Genomic DNA, 22,098 nt, shown 5'->3' with positions numbered 1-22,098 from the left:
TCCGAAAGGCCACTACCGAAGACCGTCACCACGGCGTGACAGGCATACACGGCGGTGTGCGGATGCCGTGCATCCGCTTTCTCGTGCTGACGTAACTGTTCTTGCGGTACAAACACAGATAGCCAACGAGGAACAGTCTAAGCACTGCCTCGTTGGCTACTGCACTATTGCTGCGAGTCGGGTGCGCACCGGCGCGTCGAACCGTGCATCGGTGACATCCTCGCGTCGATGCGAATTATCGACGCAGACCCAGACGCTCGATGAGCGAGCGGTAGCGGGTGACGTCGACCTTCGCGATGTACTTGAGCAGGCGACGACGACGTCCGACCAGCAGCAGCAGGCCGCGGCGGGAGTGGTGGTCGTGCTTGTGCATCTTGAGGTGCTCGGTCAAGTCGACGATGCGCTTGGTGAGCATTGCAACCTGCGCCTCGGGCGAGCCCGTGTCGGTGGGGTGCAAGCCGTACTCGCCGAGAACGGCCTTCTTCTGTTCGGTGGTCAATGCCACTGGTACTACTCCTGATCAATGACGTCCGCGTGAAAGGAAGCAACGCACCCTGTGGTCGAGACCACGGAATCGAAGCCGGTACAGCCGCCACGGACCGCAGCGAGCACCGAGGGTCCAGCCTATCAGGCCGTGCTCGCCGCCAGAATCGAGCGGGCCCGCTCGGCGTCGCGCCCCATTTCCTCCACGAGTGCTTCCATCGAGTCGAACTTCTCCATGCCGCGCAGTCGGTCGACGAAGTCGACTGCCACATGCTGCCCGTACAGGTCGGCCTCACCGTCGAGGACAAACGCCTCGACGGTTCTGGTACGACCCGAGAACGTGGGATTGGTGCCCACCGACACAGCAGCCGGATGCCGCTCCCCCGGAGTGACCGTCCCCATGATCGGACCCGGCCCGAGCACGGTGAACCATGCCGCGTACACACCGTCGGCGGGGATGGCCGAGTACATGGGCGGCGCGACATTGGCTGTGGGATAACCCATTTGGCGACCTCGACCGTCTCCGTGCACAACGACACCCTCGACACGGTGCGGTCGCCCGAGCGCGGCGGTGGCCGCAGCGACGTCACCGGCGTCCACGCACGATCTGATGTACGTCGAGGAGAACGTCACGGCATGCTCGGCGAGCAGGTTGACCCCGTCGACTGCAAATCCGGACCGCTCGCCGATCTTGCGCAGCATGGGCACGGTGCCGAGCGCCTTCTTCCCGTAGGTGAAGTTCTCGCCGACGACGACCTCGGCGACGTGCAGGCGTTCGATCAGGATCTCGTGCACGTATCGCTCGGGAGTGAGCTTCATCAGCTCGGGCGTGAACGGCATCACGCAGAAGACGTCGATTCCCAGTTCCTCGGCGAGTTCGGCTCGCCTCGTCAGGGTCGTGAGCTGAGCAGGGTGGCTGCCCGGCCGCACGACCTCCATCGGATGGGGATCGAACGTCATGAGCACGCTGGGAACGCCGCGCTTCTTCGCAGCGGCCACCGCTCTCCCGATCAGTTGTGCGTGTCCGCGATGAACGCCGTCGAAGACGCCGATCGTGAGCACGCACCGACCCCAGTCGGCAGGTACATCGTCGAGACCTCGCCATCTCTGCACACCGCGAAGCCTACGGCCCGACGGCCGCTCGGTCACTCTCGGCCAGGCGTGTCGCGCGCGGCAGGTATGGACAAAAAGGTATCCCCACGGTAAATATTTCGGGGTGCCTAACTTATTTCTTCGCCAGCGCGGATCTCGCGCCCGGCGGATTCTCGCGAGCTGGGCCGTGGTGGGACTACTGGTAGCAGCGTCGACCGGCTGCGCGCGGGCTGTCGGAGAGGACGATCCGACTGTGCTCGACGACGGCAGACCCCTGGTTCTGACGACCTTCACCGTCCTCGCCGACATGGCAGCCAATGTCGCCGGTGACCACCTTCGAGTGGAATCGATCACAAAAGCCGGAGCCGAGATCCACGGCTACGAGCCGACACCCGGAGACCTACGCACCGCGGAGCAGGCCGAGTTGATCCTGGACAACGGGCTGGGGCTGGAGGCCTGGTTCGAGAAGTTCGTCGAGCGCATCCCCGCACCGCACGCCGTGGTGAGTGCGAACGTGGACCCGATCTACATCCGTGACGACGCCTACGCGGGGAAAGCGAACCCCCATGCGTGGATGTCCCCCGTCGTGGCCGAGACGTACGTGGAGAACATCGCCGAGGCGTTCGTCGCCCTGGACCCCGCCAACACCGACGACTATCGAGCGAACGCAACCGCGTACATCGGACAGCTCCGCGAGGTCGGAGCCGAACTGGCCGCCGATCTCTCCGGGCTGCCCGCTCGTCAACGCGCGCTCGTCACCTGCGAAGGCGCATTCGGCTACCTGGCCCGCGACTTCGATCTGCAGGAGGCCTACCTGTGGCCGGTCAACGCCGAGCAGGAGGGGACGCCGAAGCAGGTGGTACGCACCATCGATTTCGTTCGTGACAACAACGTACCCGCCGTGTTCTGCGAGTCGACCGTCTCGGACAAGGCGCAGCTGCAGGTCGCCGAGGACACCGGAGCTCGGTTCGGCGGACAGCTCTACGTCGATTCACTGAGCGATGCAGCCGGCCCCGTCCCCACGTACCTGGATCTACTGCGCTACGACGCACGGTTGATCGCCGACGCACTGGTAGGAGAACGATGACCCAGCACACTGGGGCCCCGAACCACAGGGCCGTGCACGAGAACGGGGCGGCGCTGACGGTCGATACCGTCAATGTCCGCTACCGCGATGTCGTGGCCCTCACCGATGCCAGCCTGACCCTCGCACCCGGCCGGGTGTGCGGGTTGGTCGGCATGAACGGATCGGGCAAGTCGACGCTGTTCAAGGCCGTCATGGGAGTGGTCAAGCCCAACTCCGGCTCGATCACCGTGTTCGGCGGCGACCCGGCGCAGGCGCGTAAGGCCGGCACGGTCAGCTACGTGCCCCAGGCGGAATCCGTCGACTGGACATTCCCGATCAGCGTGCGCGACGTGGTCATGATGGGCCGATACGGGAAGCAGAATTTTCTCCGCACTCCACGGGCAGCCGATCGACTGGCCGTCGACGAGGCTCTGCAGCGCGTCGACCTCACCGAACTCGCGAACCGACAGATCGGCCAGCTCTCCGGCGGTCAACGCAAGCGCGCGTTCGTCGCTCGCGCCATCGCCCAGGAGGCGTCGCTGCTGTTGCTCGACGAGCCCTTCGCCGGCGTGGACAAGAAGACCGAAGCCACCATCACCCGCCTGCTCCGCGAACTCGCAGCACACGGCGCGTCGGTTCTCGTGTCCACGCACGATCTCCATGCCCTACCGGAGCTGTGCGACGAGGCGATCCTGCTGCAGCAACGGGTGCTCATGCACGGCAGTCCAGCCGAAGTACTGCGCCCGGAGAACCTGGCGCTGGCCTTCGGTATCGACCCGTCGAAGGTCGACCAACTCGGTGCGGGCACCCGAACTCCAGCCACCCGAACCACGGAAGCGAGCTGAACCGTGTACCTGATCGATTTTCTGGTGGACCCACTCGAATACACCTTCATGCAGCGAGCCCTCCTGGTGACCGTCACCGCCTCGATCGTGTGCGCGGTCCTGAGCTGCTGGCTCGTCCTCATCGGGTGGTCGTTGATGGGCGACGCCGTCTCGCACGCAGTTCTTCCAGGCGTCGCGCTGTCTTACCTGTTCGGGGCACCGTTCGCGATCGGAGCGCTGCTGTTCGCCCTCATCGCGGTCGGTGCCATCGGAGTCGTCCGCAACACCACCATCGTCAAGGAGGACGCCGCCATCGGAGTCGTCTTCACCACGTTGTTCGCGCTCGGCGTCGTCCTGATCTCCAAGTTTCCGAGCCAGATCGACCTCAACCACATCCTGTTCGGCAATCTGCTCGGAGTCTCGCAGGCCGACATGGTCCAGGTGTTCGTCCTCGGCGGTATCGCGCTGGCCGTCATGATCGTCAAGCGTCGCGACTTCACTCTCTTCGCGTTCGACCGTACCCAGGCCCGCGCCGTCGGCATCAATCCGACGGTGATCTCGGCCGTGATGCTGACTCTGCTCGCCCTGACGACCGTGGTCGCACTCCAGGCCGTCGGCGTCATCCTCGTGGTGGCGATGCTCATCACTCCCGGTGCGTCCGCCTATCTGCTCACGCACAGCTTCGGCCGCATGCTCGTGCTGGCACCGATCGTCTCGGTGGGTTGCGCGCTGGTGGGGATCTACGCCAGCTTCTACCTCGACGTGTCCTCCGGCGGCAGCGTGGTGCTCACCCAGGGCCTGGTCTTCGTCCTTGCCTACCTCTTCAGCCCGTCACAGGGCATCGTCATTCGCGCCCTGCGGCAACGCGGACAGGTGCCGGTGGCTCCGGCCGGGTGAGATGTCTTTTTCCATTGGATTGCCTAAGCTCGGCGACGTGGCGCAACAAAAAACCGATTCCGCACCGGCCGACGAGGGCGTCCAGCTGTCCGCGGTTGCGCAGGACTACCTCAAGGTCATCTGGACGGCCAGTGAATGGAGCGAGGACTCCGTCAGCACGAAGATGCTCTCCGAACGCATCGGTGTCTCCGCCTCGACGGTGTCCGAGGCGATTCGCAAGCTCGCCGACCAGGGCATGGTCGACCACGCCCGCTACGGGGCCATCTCACTGACCGAGAAGGGCCGCCTGGCTGCCATCGGCATGGTGCGTCGGCACCGACTGATCGAGACCTATCTGGTTCGCGAACTGGGTTACGGCTGGGACGAAGTGCACGACGAGGCAGAGATCCTCGAACACGCCGTCTCGGATCTGATGATGGATCGGATCGACGCCAAACTGGGCCATCCCGAACGCGATCCGCACGGCGACCCGATTCCGTCGGTCGACGGTGCGATCGAGACTCCGTCCGCGACCCGCCTGAGCGAGTACCTCGACGGACAGTCCGGCCGAGTCGCCAGAATTTCCGACTCCGACCCGGCGATGCTCCGCTACTTCGATTCCGTGGGTATCACGCTGGACCTGCCGATCACGGTGGTCGAACGACGCGACTACGCCGGCACCGTCGCCATCGAGCTGGCCCGCACCGACGCCACCGATTCCATCGACCTGGGCCATCGCGCCGCCGAGGCGATCTGGATGGTTCCGGCTACCTGATCGCCGGGATCGCGTCAGTGCCCGCGCAAGGTCGCGGGCCGTACGACCATGACCGAACTGGCGCGCTTGCCCTTCTCCTGAAGCAGAGCGATGGTGTGACCCGTGGGATCGACCGCCGCGTACACCCCGTCGATCCCGACCGGATCCAGCCACCGTCCCTGGCTCAACGATTCCGCTTCACCCGCGTCGATCTGCCGGTGCGGAAAGGCCGTTCGCGCCGCCTGGTCGATGTCCAGGCTCACGGCCGGATCCTCGGCCAGTTCTTCGAGTGTCCGGGCGTGGTCGAGGGTGAAGGGTCCGACGCGGGTGCGGCGCAGCACGGTCAAGTGACCGCCGACGCCGAGCGCTGCACCGAGATCTCGGGCCAGCGCGCGCACGTACGTCCCCGACGTGCAGTCCACCTCGACATCGAGGTCGACGAACGTGGCTTCGTTCTCCGCCACATCGCGCCTGGCCGTCAAGTCGAATCGGGTGACGCTGACCTTGCGGGCGGCGAGTGTGAACTCCTCACCTGCGCGGGACAATTTGTGGGCGCGTTGCCCGTCGACCTTGATGGCGCTGACACTGGCGGGCACTTGCTCGATATCGCCGGTCAGGGCGGCGATCGCGGTCGAGATCTCGGGGTCGGAGACATGCGCGGCCGAGACATCGGCCAGAACGTCACCCTCGGCGTCGTCGGTCGTCGTGCTCCGGCCGAGCCGGATGGTTGCGGTGTACGACTTGGTGGTCAGCGAGAGCAATCCGAGCATCTTGGTCGCACGCTCCACGCCGAGCACGAGCACGCCGGTCGCCATGGGATCCAGAGTCCCCGCATGGCCGACCTTTCTGGTGCGCAACAGTTTTCGGCACGACGCCACCACATCGTGGCTCGTCACTCCCGGACCCTTGTCGACCACAAGCAGGCCGGCACCGACGAGACCGGACGAAATCTTTTCGCGAGCACTCACGAGAGAGCATTGTGCCAGGCTCGCGGAACGGGTCGTCACATCACCGAGATCGCGGTCATCACCAGGCCTCCCGCAACCATCCATCGACCGTCGAAGGCCCGCAACGGCGGTCCGGACACCGTGTCTCCTGGCACCAGCAGCTCGGAATGGAACGTTCCGGAAATGTCGTCACCGGAGCCGGTGCGTTCGAAGGTGATGTGTGCGTCCTCGAAACCGAGCCAGCGTCCCGTCAACGGCTCCCAGGCCTTGTACGTCGCTTCCTTGGCGCAGAACAAGACTCGATCCCAGTGCACGTCTTCACGGCCCACGGTCGCGAGCCACTCGCGTTCGGCCTCCAGGCTCACTGCCCCGAGTACTCCATCGGGCAAGGGCCCGTGCGGCTCCGCGTCGATTCCCACCGAACGCACCTGCATCGAATAGGCCAACACCGCACCGCGATAGCCGTCGCAGTGCGTCAACGATCCGACCACACCCTTCGGCCACTGCGGGGCACCGGACTTACCGCGCATGATCGGTGCCGGCTCCACACCCAGCTTCTCCATCGCCACCCGCGCGCAGTGTCGAGCCGAGGTGAACTCACGTTTGCGCTTGTCCACCGCCTTGGCCACCAGCGGGGCTTCGAGCGGATGCGGGGTCAGACCCGGTGGGTCCGCGAACAATTCGGCCGAGACGACACCGTTGGGAAGTATGTATTCGATCACTTGCCTGCCCTCATCTTCTCTACCTCTGCCTCCATCTCGGGCGTCACCGTGAAGTGCCCGCCCCACTTGTTCAGCGCGCCCGGCGGGTACTCGGGGACCGGAAGAATCTGGCGCAGAACGTTCTTCGGCAGGCCGCGGCGCTGCCATTCACGCGGGTAGCCCACCGACACCTCCTCGAAGCGAACGCCGTCGTAATAGGTCGTCCGCGGGATGTGCAGGTGCCCGTACACCGAGCAGATCGCGTTGTACCGCGTGTGCCAATCCGCCGTCAGAGTGGACCCGCACCACAGCGCGAACTCCGGGTAGAACAGCACCTCGGTGGGCTGCCGGACCATCGGGAAGTGGTTGATCAACACGGTCGGAACGGAGGTGTCCAACGCATCGAGACGCTCCCGGGTGGCGTCGATCCGCGCGTGGCACCAGGCATCTCGCGTCGCGTACGGCTGCGAGGACAGCAGGAACTCGTCGGTGGCAACGACGTTCTTCTCGCGTGCGATCGCCAGTCCGTGTTCCTTGTCTCTCGCTCCCTGCGGCAGGAACGTGTAGTCGTAGAGCAGGAACATCGGCACGATCGTGGCCGGGCCTCCCTCCCCCTCCCACCGCAGATACGGGTCCTCCGGGGTGACGACGTCGATCTCGCGGCACAGGTTCACCAGGTACTCGTATCGAGCAGCACCGTGGATCTGCACGGGATCTTTCACCGTCGTCCACAGCTCGTGGTTTCCGGGAACCCAGATGACTTTCGCGAAACGGCTACGGAGCAATTCGAGCGCCCACTTGATGTCGTCGGTCTTCTCCGACACGTCACCGGCGACGATCAGCCAGTCGTCGGGCGATTCGGGAAAGATGTCCTCGGTCACGGGCCGGTTGCCCCGATGTCCGACGTGAATGTCGCTCACTGCCCACAGCTTCGCTGCCACTGAAAATTCCTTCCGATGCGCTCGGCCGCCGGCGTCGAATCGCCAGAACCGTCCGAGAACGTACCAACGTCCAATACTCCATGCAGATTCCGCGACGTATCCGGGCGGGGTGAAGTGGCACCGAGGTCGACGGTGGGACGGTACGGCTCACCGAAAACCGGATTGGGTCGAAACACCCGCAGATTCGGGTATATGGTGCCGTCCATGACTTGTTTGCGGATGATTGCTCGGGTGGCGTCTCGATGACGGTGCCCCCGGTCCGCGTTCGAGATGCCGCGGCACTCCTCGGTGTCAGTGACGACACCGTGCGCAGATGGATCGACAGCGGAGCGCTCCCGGCGCTCGAGGACGAGACCGGGCGCAAGGTCATCGCCGGCCGCGACCTCGCCGACTACGCACGCGAACACGCCGTCCCCCCACCGGAGAACTCGCCGGGCGGCAGCTCTGCCCGCAACCGACTCGTGGGGTTGGTCACCGAGGTCGTCTCGGACGCAGTGATGAGCGAGGTGAGCATGCAGTGCGGGCCGTTCACGATCGTGTCCCTGATGAGCACCCGATCGGTTCGTGAACTGGGGCTCGAGCCCGGCAAGGTCACCACCGCCGTTGTCAAGGCCACGACCGTCATCGTCGAGACACCCTAGAACGCAGGAGATGTTCGTGAAGACAGTGCACTCGGTATCCGCGCTCGTGGTTGCAGCCACCCTGATTCTGGTCGGGTGCAGTGCGCAGTCCGATTCGACCGCGCCCGATGGACCCTCGGACGGTAGCGCGGTCCGAGGAGAGATCACGGTCTTCGCCGCGGCATCGCTTCGCGCGACGTTCACCGATCTCGGTACTCGATTCGAGGCCGAACACCCCGGCACCTCGGTTGAGTTCAGCTTCGCGGGCTCATCCGATCTGGCCGCGCAGCTGATCTCCGGCGCTCCTGCCGACGTCTTCGCCTCCGCGGATACCAAGAACATGACCGAGACGGTCGACGAGGGCCTGGTTGCGGGCGATCCCGTCGACTTCGCGTCGAACACTCTGACCATCGTGACCGCCCCCGGAAACCCGGACGGCATCACATCGTTCGCCGATCTCGCGAATCCCGACCTTCTCACGGTGATCTGCGCACCCCAGGTGCCGTGCGGCGCGGCGACGGCCTCGGTCGAAACTGCAACGGGCACTTCCGTCCCGGCCGTGAGCGAAGAATCCTCGGTCACCGACGTGCTGGGCAAGGTCACCTCGGGGCAGGCCGATGCCGGGCTGGTCTACGTCACCGACGCTGCCGGGGCAGGCGAGGCCGTGACCGCGGTGCCCTTCGAGGAGTCGAGCGAGGCCGTCAACACCTACCCGATCGCGACACTGAGCGGTTCCGGCAACCCGGACACAGCTCGCGCCTTCACCGAGTTCGTCACCGGACCCGTCGGACGGGACGTACTCGGTCGAGCCGGCTTCGCCGCACCGTGACCGCTCGAGTCGCCGAAGGCGGAAGGTCCTCGGCCGGGCCCCGTCCGACCGTCGGAGTACCACTGTGGATATTCGCACCGGCCGCCGTGGGCGCACTACTCGTCGTGTTGCCGCTGGCCGCGATGTTCACCCGCATCGATTGGTCGAATTTTCTCGGCCTCGTCACCTCCGAATCCGCTGTCGCGGCGCTGGTTCTCAGCCTGAAGACGGCGACGGCAAGCACCGTGGTGTGTGTGCTTCTCGGCGTGCCGATGGCCGTCGTGCTCTCACGCAGCTCGATCAGAGGGCTCTCGATCCTTCGCTCGCTCGTCGTACTGCCCTTGGTCCTGCCCCCGGTGGTCGGCGGCATCGCGCTCCTCTACACCTTCGGACGCCAAGGGCTACTCGGCGAACATCTCGATGCGTTCGGGATTCGGATTGCGTTCACCACCTCGGCCGTCGTGTTGGCGCAGGTGTTCGTGTCGTTGCCGTTCCTCGTCGTCAGTGTCGAGGGCGCGTTGCGCACGGCCGGTGACCGCTACGACGTGGTGGCTGCAACCCTGGGTGCCACCCCCACCACCGTCCTACGGCGAGTCACCGTTCCGCTGATACTTCCCGGACTGATATCAGGAACCGTTCTCGCCTTCGCTCGCGCACTCGGAGAATTCGGAGCGACGTTGACCTTCGCCGGCTCCCTGGAGGGCGTGACCAGGACGCTGCCGCTGGAGATCTATCTGCAGCGCGAGAGCGACCCCGATGCCGCCGTGGCGCTGTCGATGGTTCTGATTCTCGTCGCGGCACTCGTCGTCGTGACCGCGCGCGGCACTCGATCGTCGGGAACGCTGTGAACTCGCTGTACCTCCGGGCCACCCTCGGCGTCCGCGGAATCGATCTCGAACTCGACGCCAGGGAGGGAGAGACGGTCGCGGTCCTCGGGCCGAACGGGGCAGGCAAATCGACACTGCTGCAGATCGTCGCCGGCGTGGTGGCACCCGACGACGGAATCGTCCGACTCGGCGAGGACGTGTTGACCGACACCGCCTCGAACACCGTCGTGCCCATTCATGCCAGGGGCGTCGCGACCCTGGCTCAGGAAGCTCTGTTGTTTCCCCACATGGACGCTCGCGCGAACGTGGCCTTCGCACCACGGAGCACCGGCGCGAACCGCGCCACCGCGCGAGCCGTGGCCGATACCTGGCTCGACGCGGTCGGAGCCTCCCACCTGGCCGACCGCCGCCCTGCACAGTTGTCCGGCGGTCAGGCTCAACGTATCGCCATCGCGCGCGCTCTTGCGGCCGATCCACGACTGCTGTTGCTCGACGAACCCCTGGCTGCACTGGACGTCGATACGGCACCGGGCATTCGGCGAGTGCTGCGCACGGTGCTGCGCGAGAGCGGGCGTACGGCCTTGATCGTGACCCACGATCTGCTCGACGTCGTCGCACTCGCCGATTCCGTCGTGGTCGTCGACGGTGGACGCGTCGTCGAGCGCGGGTCGGTCACCGAGGTCCTGACCGCGCCTCGCAGCGAATTCGGTGCCCGCATCGCCGGGGTGAACCTGCTCTCGGGACGGGCTGTCGACGCCGACGACTCGACCTCCCTGGATACGAATTGGGGAGTGACGGTCCACGGCTCCGGGCGGCACGCCACCGGAACTCCACTGGTGGCGGTCTTCTCCCCCGCCGCTGTGTCGGTACACCCGACTGCCCCACACGCCAGCCCCCGCAACGTGTTCGAGGTGGTGATCGAGGAGATGGAGGTACAGGGCTCCGGCATCCGTGTCAGGTCACGTCCGCAACCCGACGGGTCTCCCGGCATGGCCGCCGACATCACCCCTGCAGCGGTATCGGATCTCGGGCTCGAGCCCGGACGCCGGGTGTTCTTCGTCGTCAAGAGCCACGAGGTGGCACTGCACCCCGCGTTGCCGTCCCAGCCCGACCGATAGTCAGTGGCGTAGTTGGCGGTCGCTGCCGATCACGAGCCATTTACCGGACAGCACCCGGCCCGCGACGGCGAGCATGCGCAGGGCAACGAAGACGCCGAGCCCTGTCCAGATCCCGACCAACCCCCAGTCGAACACCAGAGCCGACCAGATGAACGGCAGAAAACCCACGACGGCGCAGGCCATGGTGGCGTTCCTCAGAAAAGCAGCGTCACCACTGCCGAGCAGCACACCGTCCAACGCGAACACCACCCCGGCGATGGGGATGATCGCGACGAAGATCCACCAGATCGCGTGCATCTCGTCGATGACCGACGCGTCGGTGGTGAACAGCTCCGGGACGAACGATCGCCCGACGGCGAACACGCAGGCGAGGACGACCGCGAACACCGTCGACCATGCCGTCAATCGCCACGCCAGGGCGCGCGCATCCTCGATCCTGCTTGCGCCGAGGGCGGCTCCGACCAGGGTCTGAGCGGCGATTGCCAGCGAATCGAGCATCAACGACACCAGGTTCCACATGTGCAATACCACCTGGTTGGCGGCGACCGAGGCCGCGCCGAACCTCGACGCGACCGCAGCAGCGGACAGAAAGCAGGCCTGAAACGCCAGACTCCGCACGATCAGGTCGCGGCCCAGCACCAGTTGCGCGCGCATCACCGACCAGCGCGGTCGCAATTCGGTGCTCGCCCGCACGACTGCGACGACGAACAGCGCACCGGCGACGCCCTGACCGATCACGTTCGCCACAGCCGATCCCACCAGCCCCAGCCGTGGGAATCCGAGCAACCCATGGACCAGAAGTGGGCACAACACCGCCGACACTGCGAAGCCGAACACGACGAAACGCAGTGGTGTCACCGTGTTCTGGACTCCGCGCATCCATCCGTTTCCGGCCAGCGACACCAGAATGAACGGCACACCGAGCAGAGCCACCCGCAGCCACGCGACGGCCTCGGCGGCGATGTCACCGCCGCCGGTCAGCACCGACACCACGGGCTCGGCCGCGAGCTGCATCACCGCGACGATGACGATGCCGATCGCGAAGGCCAACCAGGTTGCCTGCACACCCTCACCGACGGCATCACGTTCGCGACCGGCACCGTGCATACGAGCCGCACGGGCGGTCGTGCCGTAGGACAGAAAAGTGAGCTGGGTGCTGACCTGGGCCAGAACGAGTCCGCCTATCGCCAGACCCGCGAGCGCCAAGGCACCGAGCCTGCCGACCACGGCGGCGTCGAACAACAGGTAGAGGGGTTCGGCGGCAAGGACGCCGAGGGAGGGCAGCGACAGGCCGAGAATCTTTCGAGCGGTGACCGGAGTGGAGCTCACGACGCCGAGAGTGCCCCGCGCAGCGCCTCGATCACGTCGGGCAGATCGCCGGTCGCGGTGTAGCCGGCCGCGTTGCGGTGCCCGCCGCCGCCGAGTTCGCATGCCACCGCCGAGACGTCGACCTCGGTCTTCGAGCGCAGGGAGACCACCCAGACCGAGCCGAAGTCCTGCTGCTTGAGCACTGCGGCCACCTCTGCTTCGGAGGTGGTGCGCACGATGTCGATCACGCTCTCGATTTCCTCGGACCGCAGTCCGGCGGAATCCTCGCTCCGGATGACGGCGTACACCAGCCCTCGTCCGCCGGCTGCGTCGGGAATCAAGGATGCCGAACCGAGCACGGACCCGAGCATCGGCAGCCAGTCGAACGGGTGGGTGTCGAGCAGCTTGCGGGCGATGTGAGCGCCGTCGATCCCCGTGGCCAACAGTCTCTCGGCCAGCAGATGAGAACCCGGGCGAACCCAGCGGAACGAACCGGTGTCGGTGACCAAGCCCGCGAACAGCAGGTGGGCGAGTTCGGCGTCGATCTCGACGCCCCACCGGTCGAGCAGACGCGCGATCACGGCGGTGGTGGACTCGGCGGATGCATGCACCACGTTCAGCGTTCCGAAGCGAGTGTTGCTGCGGTGGTGATCGATGACGAGGCTGGCCGACGCCGTATCGAGCCGGTCGCCCAACGAACCCAACCGACCCCGACTTCCGGCGTCGACCGTGACCACCAGGTCGACGGTCTCGGTGACCCGGTCGGCGTCGACCAGAAGATGCCTACCGGGCAACTCGTCCATCGACTCCGGCAGGGACGCCGGTGCAGCGAACGCCACCTGGACGGTCGCGCCGCGACGTTCGAGCACCGAACCGAGCGCGAGCCCACTGCCGATCGTGTCGGCATCGGGCTGGACGTGACACAGCACGGTCACCGAGGATGCACGTTCGAGCATCTCGATCGCCTGCGCCAAATCCTCGTCGGTCTCCGGCACCGACCCCGAACCATCGGACATGTCAGTCGGCTTCGGCGGGCTCGACGTCTGCAGGAGTGGAGCCTGCGGAATGACCATCCAGTGCAGGAGTGGAGCCTGCGGAATGACCATCCAGTGCAGGAGTGGAGCCTGCGGAATGACCATCCAGTGCAGGAGTGGAGCCTGCGGAATGACCATCCGTGTCTGCGACTTCGCGCGGAGCCTTGTACGGGTCCGGATCCCCGGCGGGCTTGGCGTTCGCACGGGCGCGGGCCAGTTCCTCGTCGGCCACGCGGGCACGCTCGAGAAGGTCTTCCATGTGGCGCGCGGTGTCGGGCACCGTGTCGGTCACGAACGTCAAGGTCGGTGTGTACCGCACACCCGTCCCGGCTCCGACCTTCGAGCGCAGCACGCCCTTGGCCTTCTCGAGTCCTGCCGCGGCCGCCTGAAGATCGGGCGGCGTATCGAGGTCTTCACCCATCACGGTGTAGTACACCGTGGCGTCGTGCAGGTCGGCCGTCACCTTGGTGTCGGTGATGGTCACGAATGCCAGCCGTGGATCCTTGATCTCGTGATCGATCGCCGTTGCAACGATTGCGGCGATTCGCTTGGACAACTTACGAGCCCTGGCCTGATCCACCACGACAATCACACTCCTCTTTCATGGCCGAACGTCGATTTCGATACGACGTAGCGGCGGTTGTGCACTTCACGTCTGCCGAGCAGTGCTCGGCGGACATCCCGGATCAATCCTCGGGTCCGAAGATTCTCCGGCGTACTGCCAACAGTTCCAGATCGTGGCGTTCGGCGACATGCCGTTCGCACTCGTCCAGTTTGTCGTGCAACAGGTCGACATCGGTACCGGCCGCGGCAACCCCCAGCAGGGATCGCCGAATACGTTCTCGCTCACCCGTTTCGGCAGCGGAGACACCCAGCCGTTGCAGATCACCGAGGACCGGTTCCATCATCGACCGCTTCTCGGCGAGCGAACGCACATCCCCCAACAACACGTCCAACTCCAGAGCACCCAGATACACGCTGACGTCCTTCGATCAGCTTCGACAACAAAGCCGGTGGTGGTACATATGTCGTACCACCACCGGCTCGAAAGTCGGAGCGCAGTGTCACTCCCCTGGCTTCACCACCGAGCCGACGCGACCGGATGCGGAGCCGAGTGGCTCCGCACCTGTTCTAGTCGCGCGGCTTTTCACGGAGTTCGTACGCCTCGATGACATCGCCCACCTTGATGTCGGAGTACGTCACCGTCAAACCACACTCGTAGCCCTCACGGACCTCCGTCGCGTCGTCCTTCTCGCGGCGGAGCGAGGAGATCGTGACGGTTTCCGCAACAACGGCACTGTCTCGGATGAGTCGTGCCTTGGCGTTGCGACGGATCGTACCGGAGGTGACGAGGCAACCGGCAATGTTTCCGACCTTGGAGGAACGGAACAGCGCGCGGATCTCGGCCTGCCCGAGGGCAACCTCCTCGTACACCGGCTTGAGCATGCCCTTGAGGGCCTTCTCGATCTCGTCGATGGCCTGGTAGATCACCGAGTAGTACCGGATGTCGACGCCTTCACGGTTGGCCAGCTCGGTGGCCTTGCCCTCCGCTCGAACGTTGAAGCCGATGATGATCGCGTTGGATGCCGACGCCAGGTTGACGTTGGTCTCCGTCACGCCGCCGACACCGCGGTCGATGACGCGCAGTTCGACCTCGTCGTCGATCTCGATACCGAGCAGCGCCTCTTCGAGCGCTTCCACGGTTCCCGAGTTGTCACCCTTGAGGATCAAGTTGAGCTGCGAAGTCTCCTTCAGAGCTGCATCGAGATCGTCGAGGCTGATGCGCTTGCGGCTCTTGGCTGCCAGAGCATTGCGCTTGCGCGCATTTCGACGGTCGGCGATCTGTCGAGCGATTCGGTCCTCGTCGACCACCAGAAGGTTGTCGCCTGCACCGGGCACCGACGTGAAGCCGATGACCTGCACGGGACGAGACGGCATCGCTTCGGTGACGTCCTCGCCGTGCTCGTCGACCATGCGACGGACACGTCCGTATGCATCACCGGCGACGATCGAGTCACCGACGCGGAGCGTTCCGCGAGCGATGAGCACGGTCGCGACCGGGCCACGACCACGGTCGAGGTGCGCCTCGATGGCGACACCCTGAGCGTCCATGTCCGGGTTGGCGCGCAGGTCGAGCGACGCGTCGGCCGTCAGCAGCACCGCTTCGAGGAGGGCATCGATGTTGGTGCCCTGCTTGGCGGAGATGTCGACGAACATCGTCTCGCCGCCGTATTCCTCGGCGACCAGACCGTATTCGGTGAGCTGCTGCCGGATCTTGTCCGGGTTCGCGCCCTCCTTGTCGATCTTGTTCACCGCGACCACGATCGGCACGTCGGCTGCCTGGGCGTGGTTGATGGCCTCCACCGTCTGCGGCATGACGCCGTCGTCGGCTGCGACCACCAGGATCGCGAGGTCGGTGGCCTTGGCACCACGGGCACGCATGGCCGTGAAGGCCTCGTGACCGGGGGTGTCGATGAACGTGACGAGACGTTCGTTGCCTTCGAGCTCGGTCAGCACCTGGTAAGCACCGATGTGCTGCGTGATTCCGCCTGCCTCGCCTTCGCGCACCGTGGTGTTGCGAATCGAGTCGAGCAGTCGCGTCTTACCGTGATCGACGTGGCCCATGACGGTGACCACCGGGGGACGCTGTTCCAGATCGTCCTCGCCGCCGGCGTCCTCGCCGTAGGTGAGATCGAACGAGTCGAGCAGCTCACGGTCTTCGTCCTCGGGACTGACGACCTGAACGACGTAGTTCATCTCGCCGCCGAGAAGCTCCAGCGTCTCGTCGTTGACGGACTGCGTCGCGGTGACCATCTCACCGAGGTTGAACAGGGCCTGCACCAGTGCGGCCGGGTTCGCGTCGATCTTGTCCGCGAAGTCCGACAGCGATGCGCCGCGGGCGAGACGGATGGTCTCACCGTTGCCGCGGGGCAGCCTGACGCCGCCGACTGCGGGAGCCTGCATGCTCTCGTACTCGGCGCGTTTCGCCCGCTTCGACTTGCGGCCACGACGAACTGCTCCGCCGGGACGACCGAATGCACCTGCTGCTGCGCCGCGCTGACCGGGGCGTCCACCGCCGCCGGGACGACCGCGGAAACCACCTGCGGGAGCGCCGCCTGCGGGGGCACCACCGGGAGCGCCGGGAGCGCCGCCGCCGCGGTAGCCACCGCCACCGCCGCCGCCTGGGCGTCCGCCCGGAGCGCCACCGGGACGACCGGGACGACCTGCTGCGGGGCCGGGACGTGCCGAACGGGTCGGCATGGCACCGGGGTTGGGGCGAGGAGGCATAGAGCCGGGGCTCGGACGAGGTCCGGCCTGGCCCGGTGCGGGACGAGGCCCACCCTGACCGGGAGCCGGACGACTGCCACCGGACGGTGTTGCGGGACGAGGCCCACCCTGTCCGGGAGCGGGTCGTCCGCCACCGGGACGCGGAGCACCGGGAGCGGGCCGGGGAGCCGGTCGCTCCACGGGAGCCGAGGAGTACGGGTTGTTACCGACACGCGGAGCCTTCGGGCCGGGCTTGGGGCCGGGACCTGCGGGCTTGGGAGCTGCCGGGGCGGGTGCAGCGTCGCTGGTGGTGGCCGACGCGGCCGGAGCCTGTTCGACCGGAGCGGCCGGAGCTGCAGGCGCCGGGGTGGGCGCGGCCGGGGCCGGAGCCGGTGCGGCAGCCGGAGTTGCGGGTGCAGCCGGTGCTGCCTCCACGGGAGCTTGTGCTGCGGGTGCTTCCGGCTCTGCCGGACGCGGTACCGGCTTGGGGCCGGGACGGGGTCCGCCCGGTTTCGCTGCGCCCGGCTTCGCCGTGCTGCCTGCTGCACGATCGGCCGCTGCGCGACCGTTCGGTGCAGCTGCGGCGGGTGCCGACGCCTCCGCGTTCTCGGACGGGAAGGATTCACGCAGTCGACGTGCCACGGGGGCTTCGACTGTGGATGATGCGGACTTGACGAACTCGCCTTGCTCTTTGAGCCGTGCGAGTAGTTCCTTACTGGTGACACCGAGTTCTTTTGCCAACTCGTGCACGCGGGCCTTGCCTGCCACTGCTCTCCTCACTGAGAGGCCGAGCGAGGCTTGGTGCCCGCACGACCTCGGGTTATCTCCGATGGACGTTCATCGTTGGTGCTTCACGGTGTGCTCATCAGTGCTGTTGCCTGTTCTTGTCGACGGGTGCTGCTCTTGTCGTGTCCTCGGCCTGCAGCTGTTCGTGCTCGTCGAGCACGGCTGTCACTGCGGACGATTCCACATTTCCCGATATCCGAAACGCACGACCGAAGACTCGGCGTCGTTCCGCATTGTGCAGGCATTCTCGGCTGTAGTGCAACCACGCACCACGACCGGACATCGAATGCCGGATGTCGGGGACGAGAGCGAATTCGTGCGAACCAGCTTCTCGAACCACGATCCTCAACAGATCGGTGGCCGGCACTCGCTCCCTGCACCCGATGCATGTACGAATCGGCCGGCTTGTCACTACCGGATACTCACGTTCATGCCTCTGAGCGAAGAGGTCGTTACCGAACCATCGACCACTCTACCGCTGTATTGCCCCGAACTCCGCATTCCGGCCCTACGCGCTGGTCGTCTCGGGTGCCGCCGCATCACTGCGGATGTCGATGCGCCAACCGGTCAACCGAGCGGCCAGTCGAGCGTTCTGCCCTTCCTTCCCGATGGCCAGAGAGAGCTGGTACTCGGGAACGACGACACGGGCCGCACGAGCAGCTGCGTCGACGACGGTCACCGACACAACCTTCGATGGGGACAGAGCATTCCCGACGAAGGTGGCCGGGTCCTCGTCGAAGTCGATGATGTCGATCTTCTCGCCTGCCAGTTCGCTCATCACGTTGCGCACGCGCTGCCCCATCGGTCCGATGCAGGCGCCCTTGGCGTTGAGACCGGACACGGTGGACGCGACGGCGATCTTGGAGCGGTGCCCCGACTCGCGGGCCACTGCCACGATGTCGACCGATCCGTCGGCGATCTCGGGCACTTCGAGGGCGAACAGCTTGCGCACCAGATTGGGGTGGGTGCGCGACAGCGTGATCTGCGGGCCCCGGTTGCCCCGGGCGACTCCGACGACGTAGCACTTGATGCGTTCGCCGTGCTCGTAGCTTTCACCCGGCACCTGCTCGGCGGGCGGCAGGAGGCCGTCGGCTCCGTTGGCGTCACTGCCGATGCGGACGATGACGGTGCCCTTGGCGTTGGCCCGCGTGTCGCGCTGGATGACACCGTTGACGATCTCACCCTCGTGGGTGGAGTACTCGCCGAACGATCGCTCGTGCTCGGCGTCGCGTAGGCGTTGCAGGATGACCTGACGCGCCGTGGTCGCCGCGATGCGTCCGAAGCCTTCCGGGGTGTCGTCCCACTCGGAGATCACATTGCCGTCGGCGTCGATTTCCTTGGCCATCACGCGAACGGAGCCGGTCTTGCGATCGACGTCGATCCACGCGTTGGACTGATGCCCCTCGGTGTGCCGGTAGGCCGTCAGCAATGCGGTCTGAATCGTCGAGATCACCATCTCGATCGGAATTCCCTTGTCCGCCTCGATGGCACGCAATGCGGCGATGTCGATATTCACTTGTCCGACCCTTCTTCCGGTGCTTCCACGTCCACGATCTCATCGGTGTTCGCGGGTGACGGCCTACTGCCGACCACGCCACCCGCCAGGTCCATCTCTTCGGCGCTGGGCCGCGAGAACTCCACCTGCACAACAGCTTTCACAACATCGGACAGTGCGACGGAGCGGGTCGACAGCACACCCTTCTCCTTGATCACCACGGTGACCGAATCGTCGTCGAGTACACCGACGCGACCGTCGAACTTGGCGTCGGCGAGTTCGATGCGCACCTTGCGTCCGCGGGCCCGACGCCAATGCCGTGCCTCGGTCAGCGGGCGGTCGATTCCGGGAGTGGTGACTTCCAACGTGTACGGAGCTTCCCCGAAATCCGTCACGGCGTCGAAGGCGTCGGAGATCTCGCGGCTCAGTTCCGGGAGCGCGTCGAGGTCGATTCCCTCTTCGCGATCGACCATGATCCGCACTGCACTGTGCTTGCCTGCGGCGACGACGTTCACGTCTTCGAGGTCGTAGCCCCGTTCTCGAACGAGGTCGGCGAGCAGTTCGACAACCCTTTCCTTGGACGGAACAGGCATGTCGCGAACTCCTCGTGTGTAGTTGTGGGCGATCCGGCGTACGACAGCCGGACTGCGTTTGGTGAACCAACAGCCTACCGCCCCGCAGACAGTGCTCGTGACCACGATCGGCCGACGCGACACGCGGGCACGGCACGTGCGAGCGCTGCGGTCTGGCACGATATCGGAGTGCCAACGCCGACCGTCCCCTTCGCGCTCAATCGCCGCGGGTTGTTCCGACTCGCCGGTGTCGCTGCTCTGTCCGCGGCCACCGTGTCGACTGTTGCGGCCTGCGGCCAGGAGACGATCTCGGGTCCTGCCCTCGACACCCTCACAGCGCAGTTGCGCGCTGCCCGCGCCGATGCCGCAGATGCCACCGCGGCCGCGACGGTGATCACCGACTACGCAGCCGCACTGGGGATCGTCGCGGCGCAGCGCACCGAGCACGCCGAAGCGCTCGACACCGAGATCGCGCGCGCCACCGGCGCCTCGACCGAGACGTCGTCGGCCCCGGCCACCACGACACCCGCTCCCACGACGCCGCCGCCCGATCTCGCCGCCGTACGGGAGATGTTGACTTCCTCCGCTCGCAGCGCAGCAGATGCCGCTCGTAACGAAAGCGGTTACCGGGCAGGCCTTCTCGGTTCCATCAGTGCCTCGTGCACGGTCTCGGCCCTGGTGGTTCTGGCATGAGCGATCTCGGCCCGGAACAGCAAGGCCTCGTCGATGCACTCCATGCCGAGTACGCGGCGGTGTTCGCCTACGGCGTCGTCGCGGCGTTCTCCAACCCCACGCGCGCCGACGTGGTGGCTTCGAACACTGCCGCTCACCGCGCCCGCCGAGACGCGACCATCGATGCACTCCAGGCGGCGAGTGTCACAGTGCCGCTGCCCGATCCGGCATATGCGTCCCCGTTCCCGGTGACCGACGCGATCTCGGCTGCACAGTTGGCCGCACAGGCCGAGATCGACACGAGTATCGCGTGGCGTTCGCTGATCGAACGCAGCCGGTCGGGAGCGACCCGCGACATGGGGGTGCAGGCGCTGACCGACGCCGCGGTTCGCCTCGCGACGTGGCAGCAAATTCTGGGCGTCAGTCCGTCGTCGACGGCATTTCCCGGCCAACCGTGAGCGCTTGTTCCGGTCCGACGGAACTCCCCGGCATGAACAGCGCCGCCACCAGTCCGATCGCCACTGCGCCAGCGCCGACGAGCAGAGCGGGTGCCAAGGCGTCGGTGTAACCGGTGGGTGTCAGTGATCCACCGGCTCCGATGAACACCGCTGTCAGTACCGCGATGCCGAGCGCGATACCCACCTCTCGCACAGTGGAGTTCGCACTGCTCGCGGTGGCGTGATCGTCGTCCTTCATGTCCCGCAGCACTGCGGTGGCGGACGGAGCGAACGTCAGCCCCATGCCCACGCCCGCCATCAGCAGGGCCGGGACCATCGACGAATACTCGGTGTCGGGTCCCAGAATCAGCGCCATCCACACGAGCGAGACCGACTGCAGCGACAGGCCGCCGACCAACAAGCCGCGCAGTCCGACGCGCTCGGCGAGCAGACCTGCGATCGGTGCGACCACCATCGGTGCTGCAGTCCACGGCAGCGTGCGTAGGCCTGCCTGGAACGGCGTGTAGTTCATCACGATCTGCAGGTATTGCGCGAGGAGGAACACCGCCCCGAACATGCCGAGCGAGAACGTGATTCCGATGATGTTGGCGAGGGTGAAGCTGCGCGAACGAAAGAGTGCGAGCGGCAGTACCGAGTGCCGGGTGCGCGAGGCGCGCAGCACGAACACGACGAGCAGCACCGCCGAGCCGATGAAGCCGGCGAGCACCGTGGCCGACGCCCACCCGTCGTCGTTGCCGTGGACCACCGCCCACACCAGGAGGAAGACACCGCCGCCTGCGAGGACAACGCCGGGCAGATCGAGCGGTTGGATGCGCCCTGCTGTTTCCTTCAGCGCGACGTACGCCAGCGGAACTGCGACGAGGGCCACCGGAACGTTGATCCAGAAGATCGCCTGCCAGGAAATCCCGTCGACGACGGCTCCGCCGACCACCGGTCCCAGCGCGACGCCGAGTCCGGAGACTCCACCCCATATCCCGATCGCCATTGCGCGCTTACCCACCGGCACCACCGCGGCGAGCAACGCCAGGGACAACGGCATGATCGCGGCTGCACCGATTCCCTGCACGGCACGCGCCGCGATGAGCATCGCTGGACTCGCAGCGAGCGCGCTGGCCACGGAGGCGGCGGTGAAGACCGTGATCCCACCGAGGAACACCGTGCGTCTGCCCCATCTGTCGCCGAGCGTCGCCGCCGTCAGCATGAAGGTGGCGAAGCTGAGGGTGTACGCGTTGAGGAACCACTGCAGCTGTCCGACGGAGGCGTTCAGGTCCTGCTGGATGACCGGGAGTGCACTGGTCATCACCAAATTGTCGAGGGTTGCCATGAACATCGGCAGGGAAACTGCGAGGATGCCGAGCCACACGGGAACGTTCCGAGTGGCGGCCTGCATTGCTGGTGGAGAGGCTGTGGCGGTCATTGCGGTCGTCCCGTCTCACGCTTGTAAGCATC

24 protein-coding genes are annotated in these 22,098 nt (G+C 66.1%); 10 read left to right on the top strand and 14 right to left on the bottom strand.

Annotation, left to right across the window (positions count from 1 at the left end; genetic code table 11):
- Positions 1 to 235: 235 nt before the first annotated feature.
- Together rpsO and CH302_RS06085 are read right to left on the bottom strand one after the other, a co-directional pair.
- Complete coding sequence (rpsO, locus tag CH302_RS06090; RefSeq protein ID WP_027496764.1) at positions 236 to 505, bottom strand: 30S ribosomal protein S15; 270 nt, start codon at positions 503 to 505, stop codon at positions 236 to 238.
- Between the two features lie 122 nt (positions 506 to 627).
- On the bottom strand, positions 628 to 1,596 hold the full coding sequence (locus tag CH302_RS06085) for a bifunctional riboflavin kinase/FAD synthetase (protein WP_170946035.1): 969 nt from the start codon (positions 1,594 to 1,596) through the stop codon (positions 628 to 630).
- Between the two features lie 103 nt (positions 1,597 to 1,699).
- Here CH302_RS06085 and CH302_RS06080 point away from each other — a divergent pair, with 103 nt between their 5' ends.
- The 4 genes from CH302_RS06080 to CH302_RS06065 are packed head-to-tail and all read left to right on the top strand — an operon-like array spanning position 1,700 to position 5,116.
- Complete coding sequence (locus CH302_RS06080) at positions 1,700 to 2,662, top strand: metal ABC transporter substrate-binding protein (RefSeq protein WP_037189578.1); 963 nt, start codon at positions 1,700 to 1,702, stop codon at positions 2,660 to 2,662.
- Positions 2,659 to 3,486, top strand: a complete 828-nt coding sequence (locus CH302_RS06075) for a metal ABC transporter ATP-binding protein (RefSeq protein WP_052047517.1) — start codon at positions 2,659 to 2,661, stop codon at positions 3,484 to 3,486. Before CH302_RS06080 ends, CH302_RS06075 begins: the two co-directional genes overlap by 4 nt.
- A gap of 3 nt (positions 3,487 to 3,489) precedes the next feature.
- Positions 3,490 to 4,362: a metal ABC transporter permease gene (locus CH302_RS06070; RefSeq protein WP_037189579.1), complete on the top strand. Its 873-nt coding sequence runs from the start codon at positions 3,490 to 3,492 to the stop codon at positions 4,360 to 4,362.
- 1 nt (position 4,363) lies between these two features.
- A complete protein-coding gene (locus CH302_RS06065; protein WP_052047518.1) occupies positions 4,364 to 5,116 on the top strand; it encodes a metal-dependent transcriptional regulator in 753 nt (250 codons plus the stop codon).
- 14 nt (positions 5,117 to 5,130) lie between these two features.
- Here CH302_RS06065 and truB read toward each other — a convergent pair whose 3' ends face one another.
- The 3 genes from truB to CH302_RS06050 are packed head-to-tail and all read right to left on the bottom strand — an operon-like array spanning position 5,131 to position 7,684.
- Positions 5,131 to 6,063: a tRNA pseudouridine(55) synthase TruB gene (gene truB / locus CH302_RS06060; protein WP_037190147.1), complete on the bottom strand. Its 933-nt coding sequence runs from the start codon at positions 6,061 to 6,063 to the stop codon at positions 5,131 to 5,133.
- Positions 6,064 to 6,098: 35 nt separating this feature from the next.
- Positions 6,099 to 6,764 carry a 4'-phosphopantetheinyl transferase family protein gene (locus CH302_RS06055; protein ID WP_037189580.1) on the bottom strand — a complete coding sequence of 222 codons (666 nt, stop codon included), beginning with the start codon at positions 6,762 to 6,764 and terminating at the stop codon, positions 6,099 to 6,101.
- Positions 6,761 to 7,684, bottom strand: coding sequence for a metallophosphoesterase family protein (locus tag CH302_RS06050; RefSeq protein WP_032397841.1), 924 nt, complete (start codon positions 7,682 to 7,684; stop codon positions 6,761 to 6,763). Before CH302_RS06050 ends, CH302_RS06055 begins: the two co-directional genes overlap by 4 nt.
- A 242-nt stretch (positions 7,685 to 7,926) precedes the next feature.
- Between CH302_RS06050 and CH302_RS06045 the strand changes: the two genes are divergently transcribed.
- From CH302_RS06045 to CH302_RS06030, 4 genes are read left to right on the top strand one after another with little or no spacing between them, the layout of a single operon-like run.
- Positions 7,927 to 8,325: a TOBE domain-containing protein gene (locus CH302_RS06045; RefSeq protein WP_037189581.1), complete on the top strand. Its 399-nt coding sequence runs from the start codon at positions 7,927 to 7,929 to the stop codon at positions 8,323 to 8,325.
- Between the two features lie 10 nt (positions 8,326 to 8,335).
- Positions 8,336 to 9,133, top strand: a complete 798-nt coding sequence (modA, locus tag CH302_RS06040) for a molybdate ABC transporter substrate-binding protein (RefSeq protein WP_037189582.1) — start codon at positions 8,336 to 8,338, stop codon at positions 9,131 to 9,133.
- Complete coding sequence (locus CH302_RS06035) at positions 9,130 to 9,960, top strand: ABC transporter permease (RefSeq protein WP_037189583.1); 831 nt, start codon at positions 9,130 to 9,132, stop codon at positions 9,958 to 9,960. Before modA ends, CH302_RS06035 begins: the two co-directional genes overlap by 4 nt.
- Positions 9,957 to 11,057, top strand: a complete 1,101-nt coding sequence (locus tag CH302_RS06030; protein ID WP_094649901.1) for a sulfate/molybdate ABC transporter ATP-binding protein — start codon at positions 9,957 to 9,959, stop codon at positions 11,055 to 11,057. The genes CH302_RS06035 and CH302_RS06030 overlap by 4 nt, the downstream gene beginning before the upstream one ends.
- Here the strand turns inward: CH302_RS06030 and CH302_RS06025 are convergent, their stop codons facing one another.
- From CH302_RS06025 to rimP, 8 genes are all read right to left on the bottom strand, one after another.
- The gene (locus CH302_RS06025; RefSeq protein ID WP_037189584.1) at positions 11,058 to 12,386 is read right to left on the bottom strand and encodes an MATE family efflux transporter; all 1,329 of its coding nucleotides are present in this window, start codon (positions 12,384 to 12,386) and stop codon (positions 11,058 to 11,060) included.
- Positions 12,383 to 13,381 (bottom strand): DHH family phosphoesterase, encoded by a 999-nt coding sequence (locus CH302_RS06020; RefSeq protein ID WP_037189586.1) that lies wholly within the window; start codon positions 13,379 to 13,381, stop codon positions 12,383 to 12,385. The genes CH302_RS06025 and CH302_RS06020 overlap by 4 nt, the downstream gene beginning before the upstream one ends.
- A gap of 1 nt (position 13,382) precedes the next feature.
- Positions 13,383 to 13,982, bottom strand: a complete 600-nt coding sequence (gene rbfA / locus CH302_RS06015; RefSeq protein WP_082323619.1) for a 30S ribosome-binding factor RbfA — start codon at positions 13,980 to 13,982, stop codon at positions 13,383 to 13,385.
- Between the two features lie 103 nt (positions 13,983 to 14,085).
- Positions 14,086 to 14,376, bottom strand: a complete 291-nt coding sequence (locus CH302_RS06010; RefSeq protein WP_032377081.1) for a DUF503 domain-containing protein — start codon at positions 14,374 to 14,376, stop codon at positions 14,086 to 14,088.
- A gap of 154 nt (positions 14,377 to 14,530) precedes the next feature.
- The gene (infB, locus tag CH302_RS06005) at positions 14,531 to 17,434 is read right to left on the bottom strand and encodes a translation initiation factor IF-2 (RefSeq protein ID WP_037189587.1); all 2,904 of its coding nucleotides are present in this window, start codon (positions 17,432 to 17,434) and stop codon (positions 14,531 to 14,533) included.
- 97 nt (positions 17,435 to 17,531) lie between these two features.
- Positions 17,532 to 17,864: a YlxR family protein gene (locus CH302_RS06000; RefSeq protein WP_176460650.1), complete on the bottom strand. Its 333-nt coding sequence runs from the start codon at positions 17,862 to 17,864 to the stop codon at positions 17,532 to 17,534.
- Positions 17,865 to 17,960: 96 nt separating this feature from the next.
- Entirely contained in the window at positions 17,961 to 18,968 is a 1,008-nt protein-coding gene (gene nusA / locus CH302_RS05995; protein WP_037189588.1) for a transcription termination factor NusA, read from the bottom strand.
- Positions 18,965 to 19,540: a ribosome maturation factor RimP gene (gene rimP, locus CH302_RS05990; RefSeq protein WP_037189589.1), complete on the bottom strand. Its 576-nt coding sequence runs from the start codon at positions 19,538 to 19,540 to the stop codon at positions 18,965 to 18,967. The genes nusA and rimP overlap by 4 nt, the downstream gene beginning before the upstream one ends.
- Before the next feature lie 168 nt (positions 19,541 to 19,708).
- Here rimP and CH302_RS05985 point away from each other — a divergent pair, with 168 nt between their 5' ends.
- Positions 19,709 to 20,212 (top strand): hypothetical protein, encoded by a 504-nt coding sequence (locus tag CH302_RS05985; RefSeq protein ID WP_037190151.1) that lies wholly within the window; start codon positions 19,709 to 19,711, stop codon positions 20,210 to 20,212.
- On the top strand, positions 20,209 to 20,649 hold the full coding sequence (locus tag CH302_RS05980) for a ferritin-like domain-containing protein (protein WP_037189590.1): 441 nt from the start codon (positions 20,209 to 20,211) through the stop codon (positions 20,647 to 20,649). Before CH302_RS05985 ends, CH302_RS05980 begins: the two co-directional genes overlap by 4 nt.
- On the opposite strand, the gene CH302_RS05975 is transcribed toward CH302_RS05980, so the two are convergent.
- Positions 20,612 to 22,066 carry an MFS transporter gene (locus CH302_RS05975; RefSeq protein WP_037190152.1) on the bottom strand — a complete coding sequence of 485 codons (1,455 nt, stop codon included), beginning with the start codon at positions 22,064 to 22,066 and terminating at the stop codon, positions 20,612 to 20,614. The two genes, CH302_RS05980 and CH302_RS05975, sit on opposite strands and share 38 nt — an antisense overlap.
- Positions 22,067 to 22,098 lie beyond the last annotated feature (32 nt).

It is taken from the genome of Rhodococcus sp. 15-2388-1-1a (assembly GCF_002259145.1).
Taxonomy (GTDB): Bacteria; Actinomycetota; Actinomycetes; order Mycobacteriales; family Mycobacteriaceae; genus Rhodococcoides.
This window is presented reverse-complemented; position numbering and strand designations above follow the sequence as displayed.

Excerpts from the sequence above, each read along its gene's own strand:
- CH302_RS06065 (WP_052047518.1), top strand. The coding sequence starts at position 4,364 with ATGTCTTTTTCCATTGGATTGCCTAAGCTCGGCGACGTGGCGCAACAA.
- modA (WP_037189582.1), top strand. The coding sequence starts at position 8,336 with ATGTTCGTGAAGACAGTGCACTCGGTATCCGCGCTCGTGGTTGCAGCC.
- CH302_RS06075 (WP_052047517.1), top strand. The coding sequence starts at position 2,659 with ATGACCCAGCACACTGGGGCCCCGAACCACAGGGCCGTGCACGAGAAC.
- CH302_RS06020 (WP_037189586.1), bottom strand. The coding sequence starts at position 13,381 with ATGTCCGATGGTTCGGGGTCGGTGCCGGAGACCGACGAGGATTTGGCG.
- rimP (WP_037189589.1), bottom strand. The coding sequence starts at position 19,540 with ATGCCTGTTCCGTCCAAGGAAAGGGTTGTCGAACTGCTCGCCGACCTC.
- CH302_RS05980 (WP_037189590.1), top strand. The coding sequence starts at position 20,209 with ATGAGCGATCTCGGCCCGGAACAGCAAGGCCTCGTCGATGCACTCCAT.
- CH302_RS06045 (WP_037189581.1), top strand. The coding sequence starts at position 7,927 with ATGACGGTGCCCCCGGTCCGCGTTCGAGATGCCGCGGCACTCCTCGGT.
- CH302_RS05975 (WP_037190152.1), bottom strand. The coding sequence starts at position 22,066 with ATGACCGCCACAGCCTCTCCACCAGCAATGCAGGCCGCCACTCGGAAC.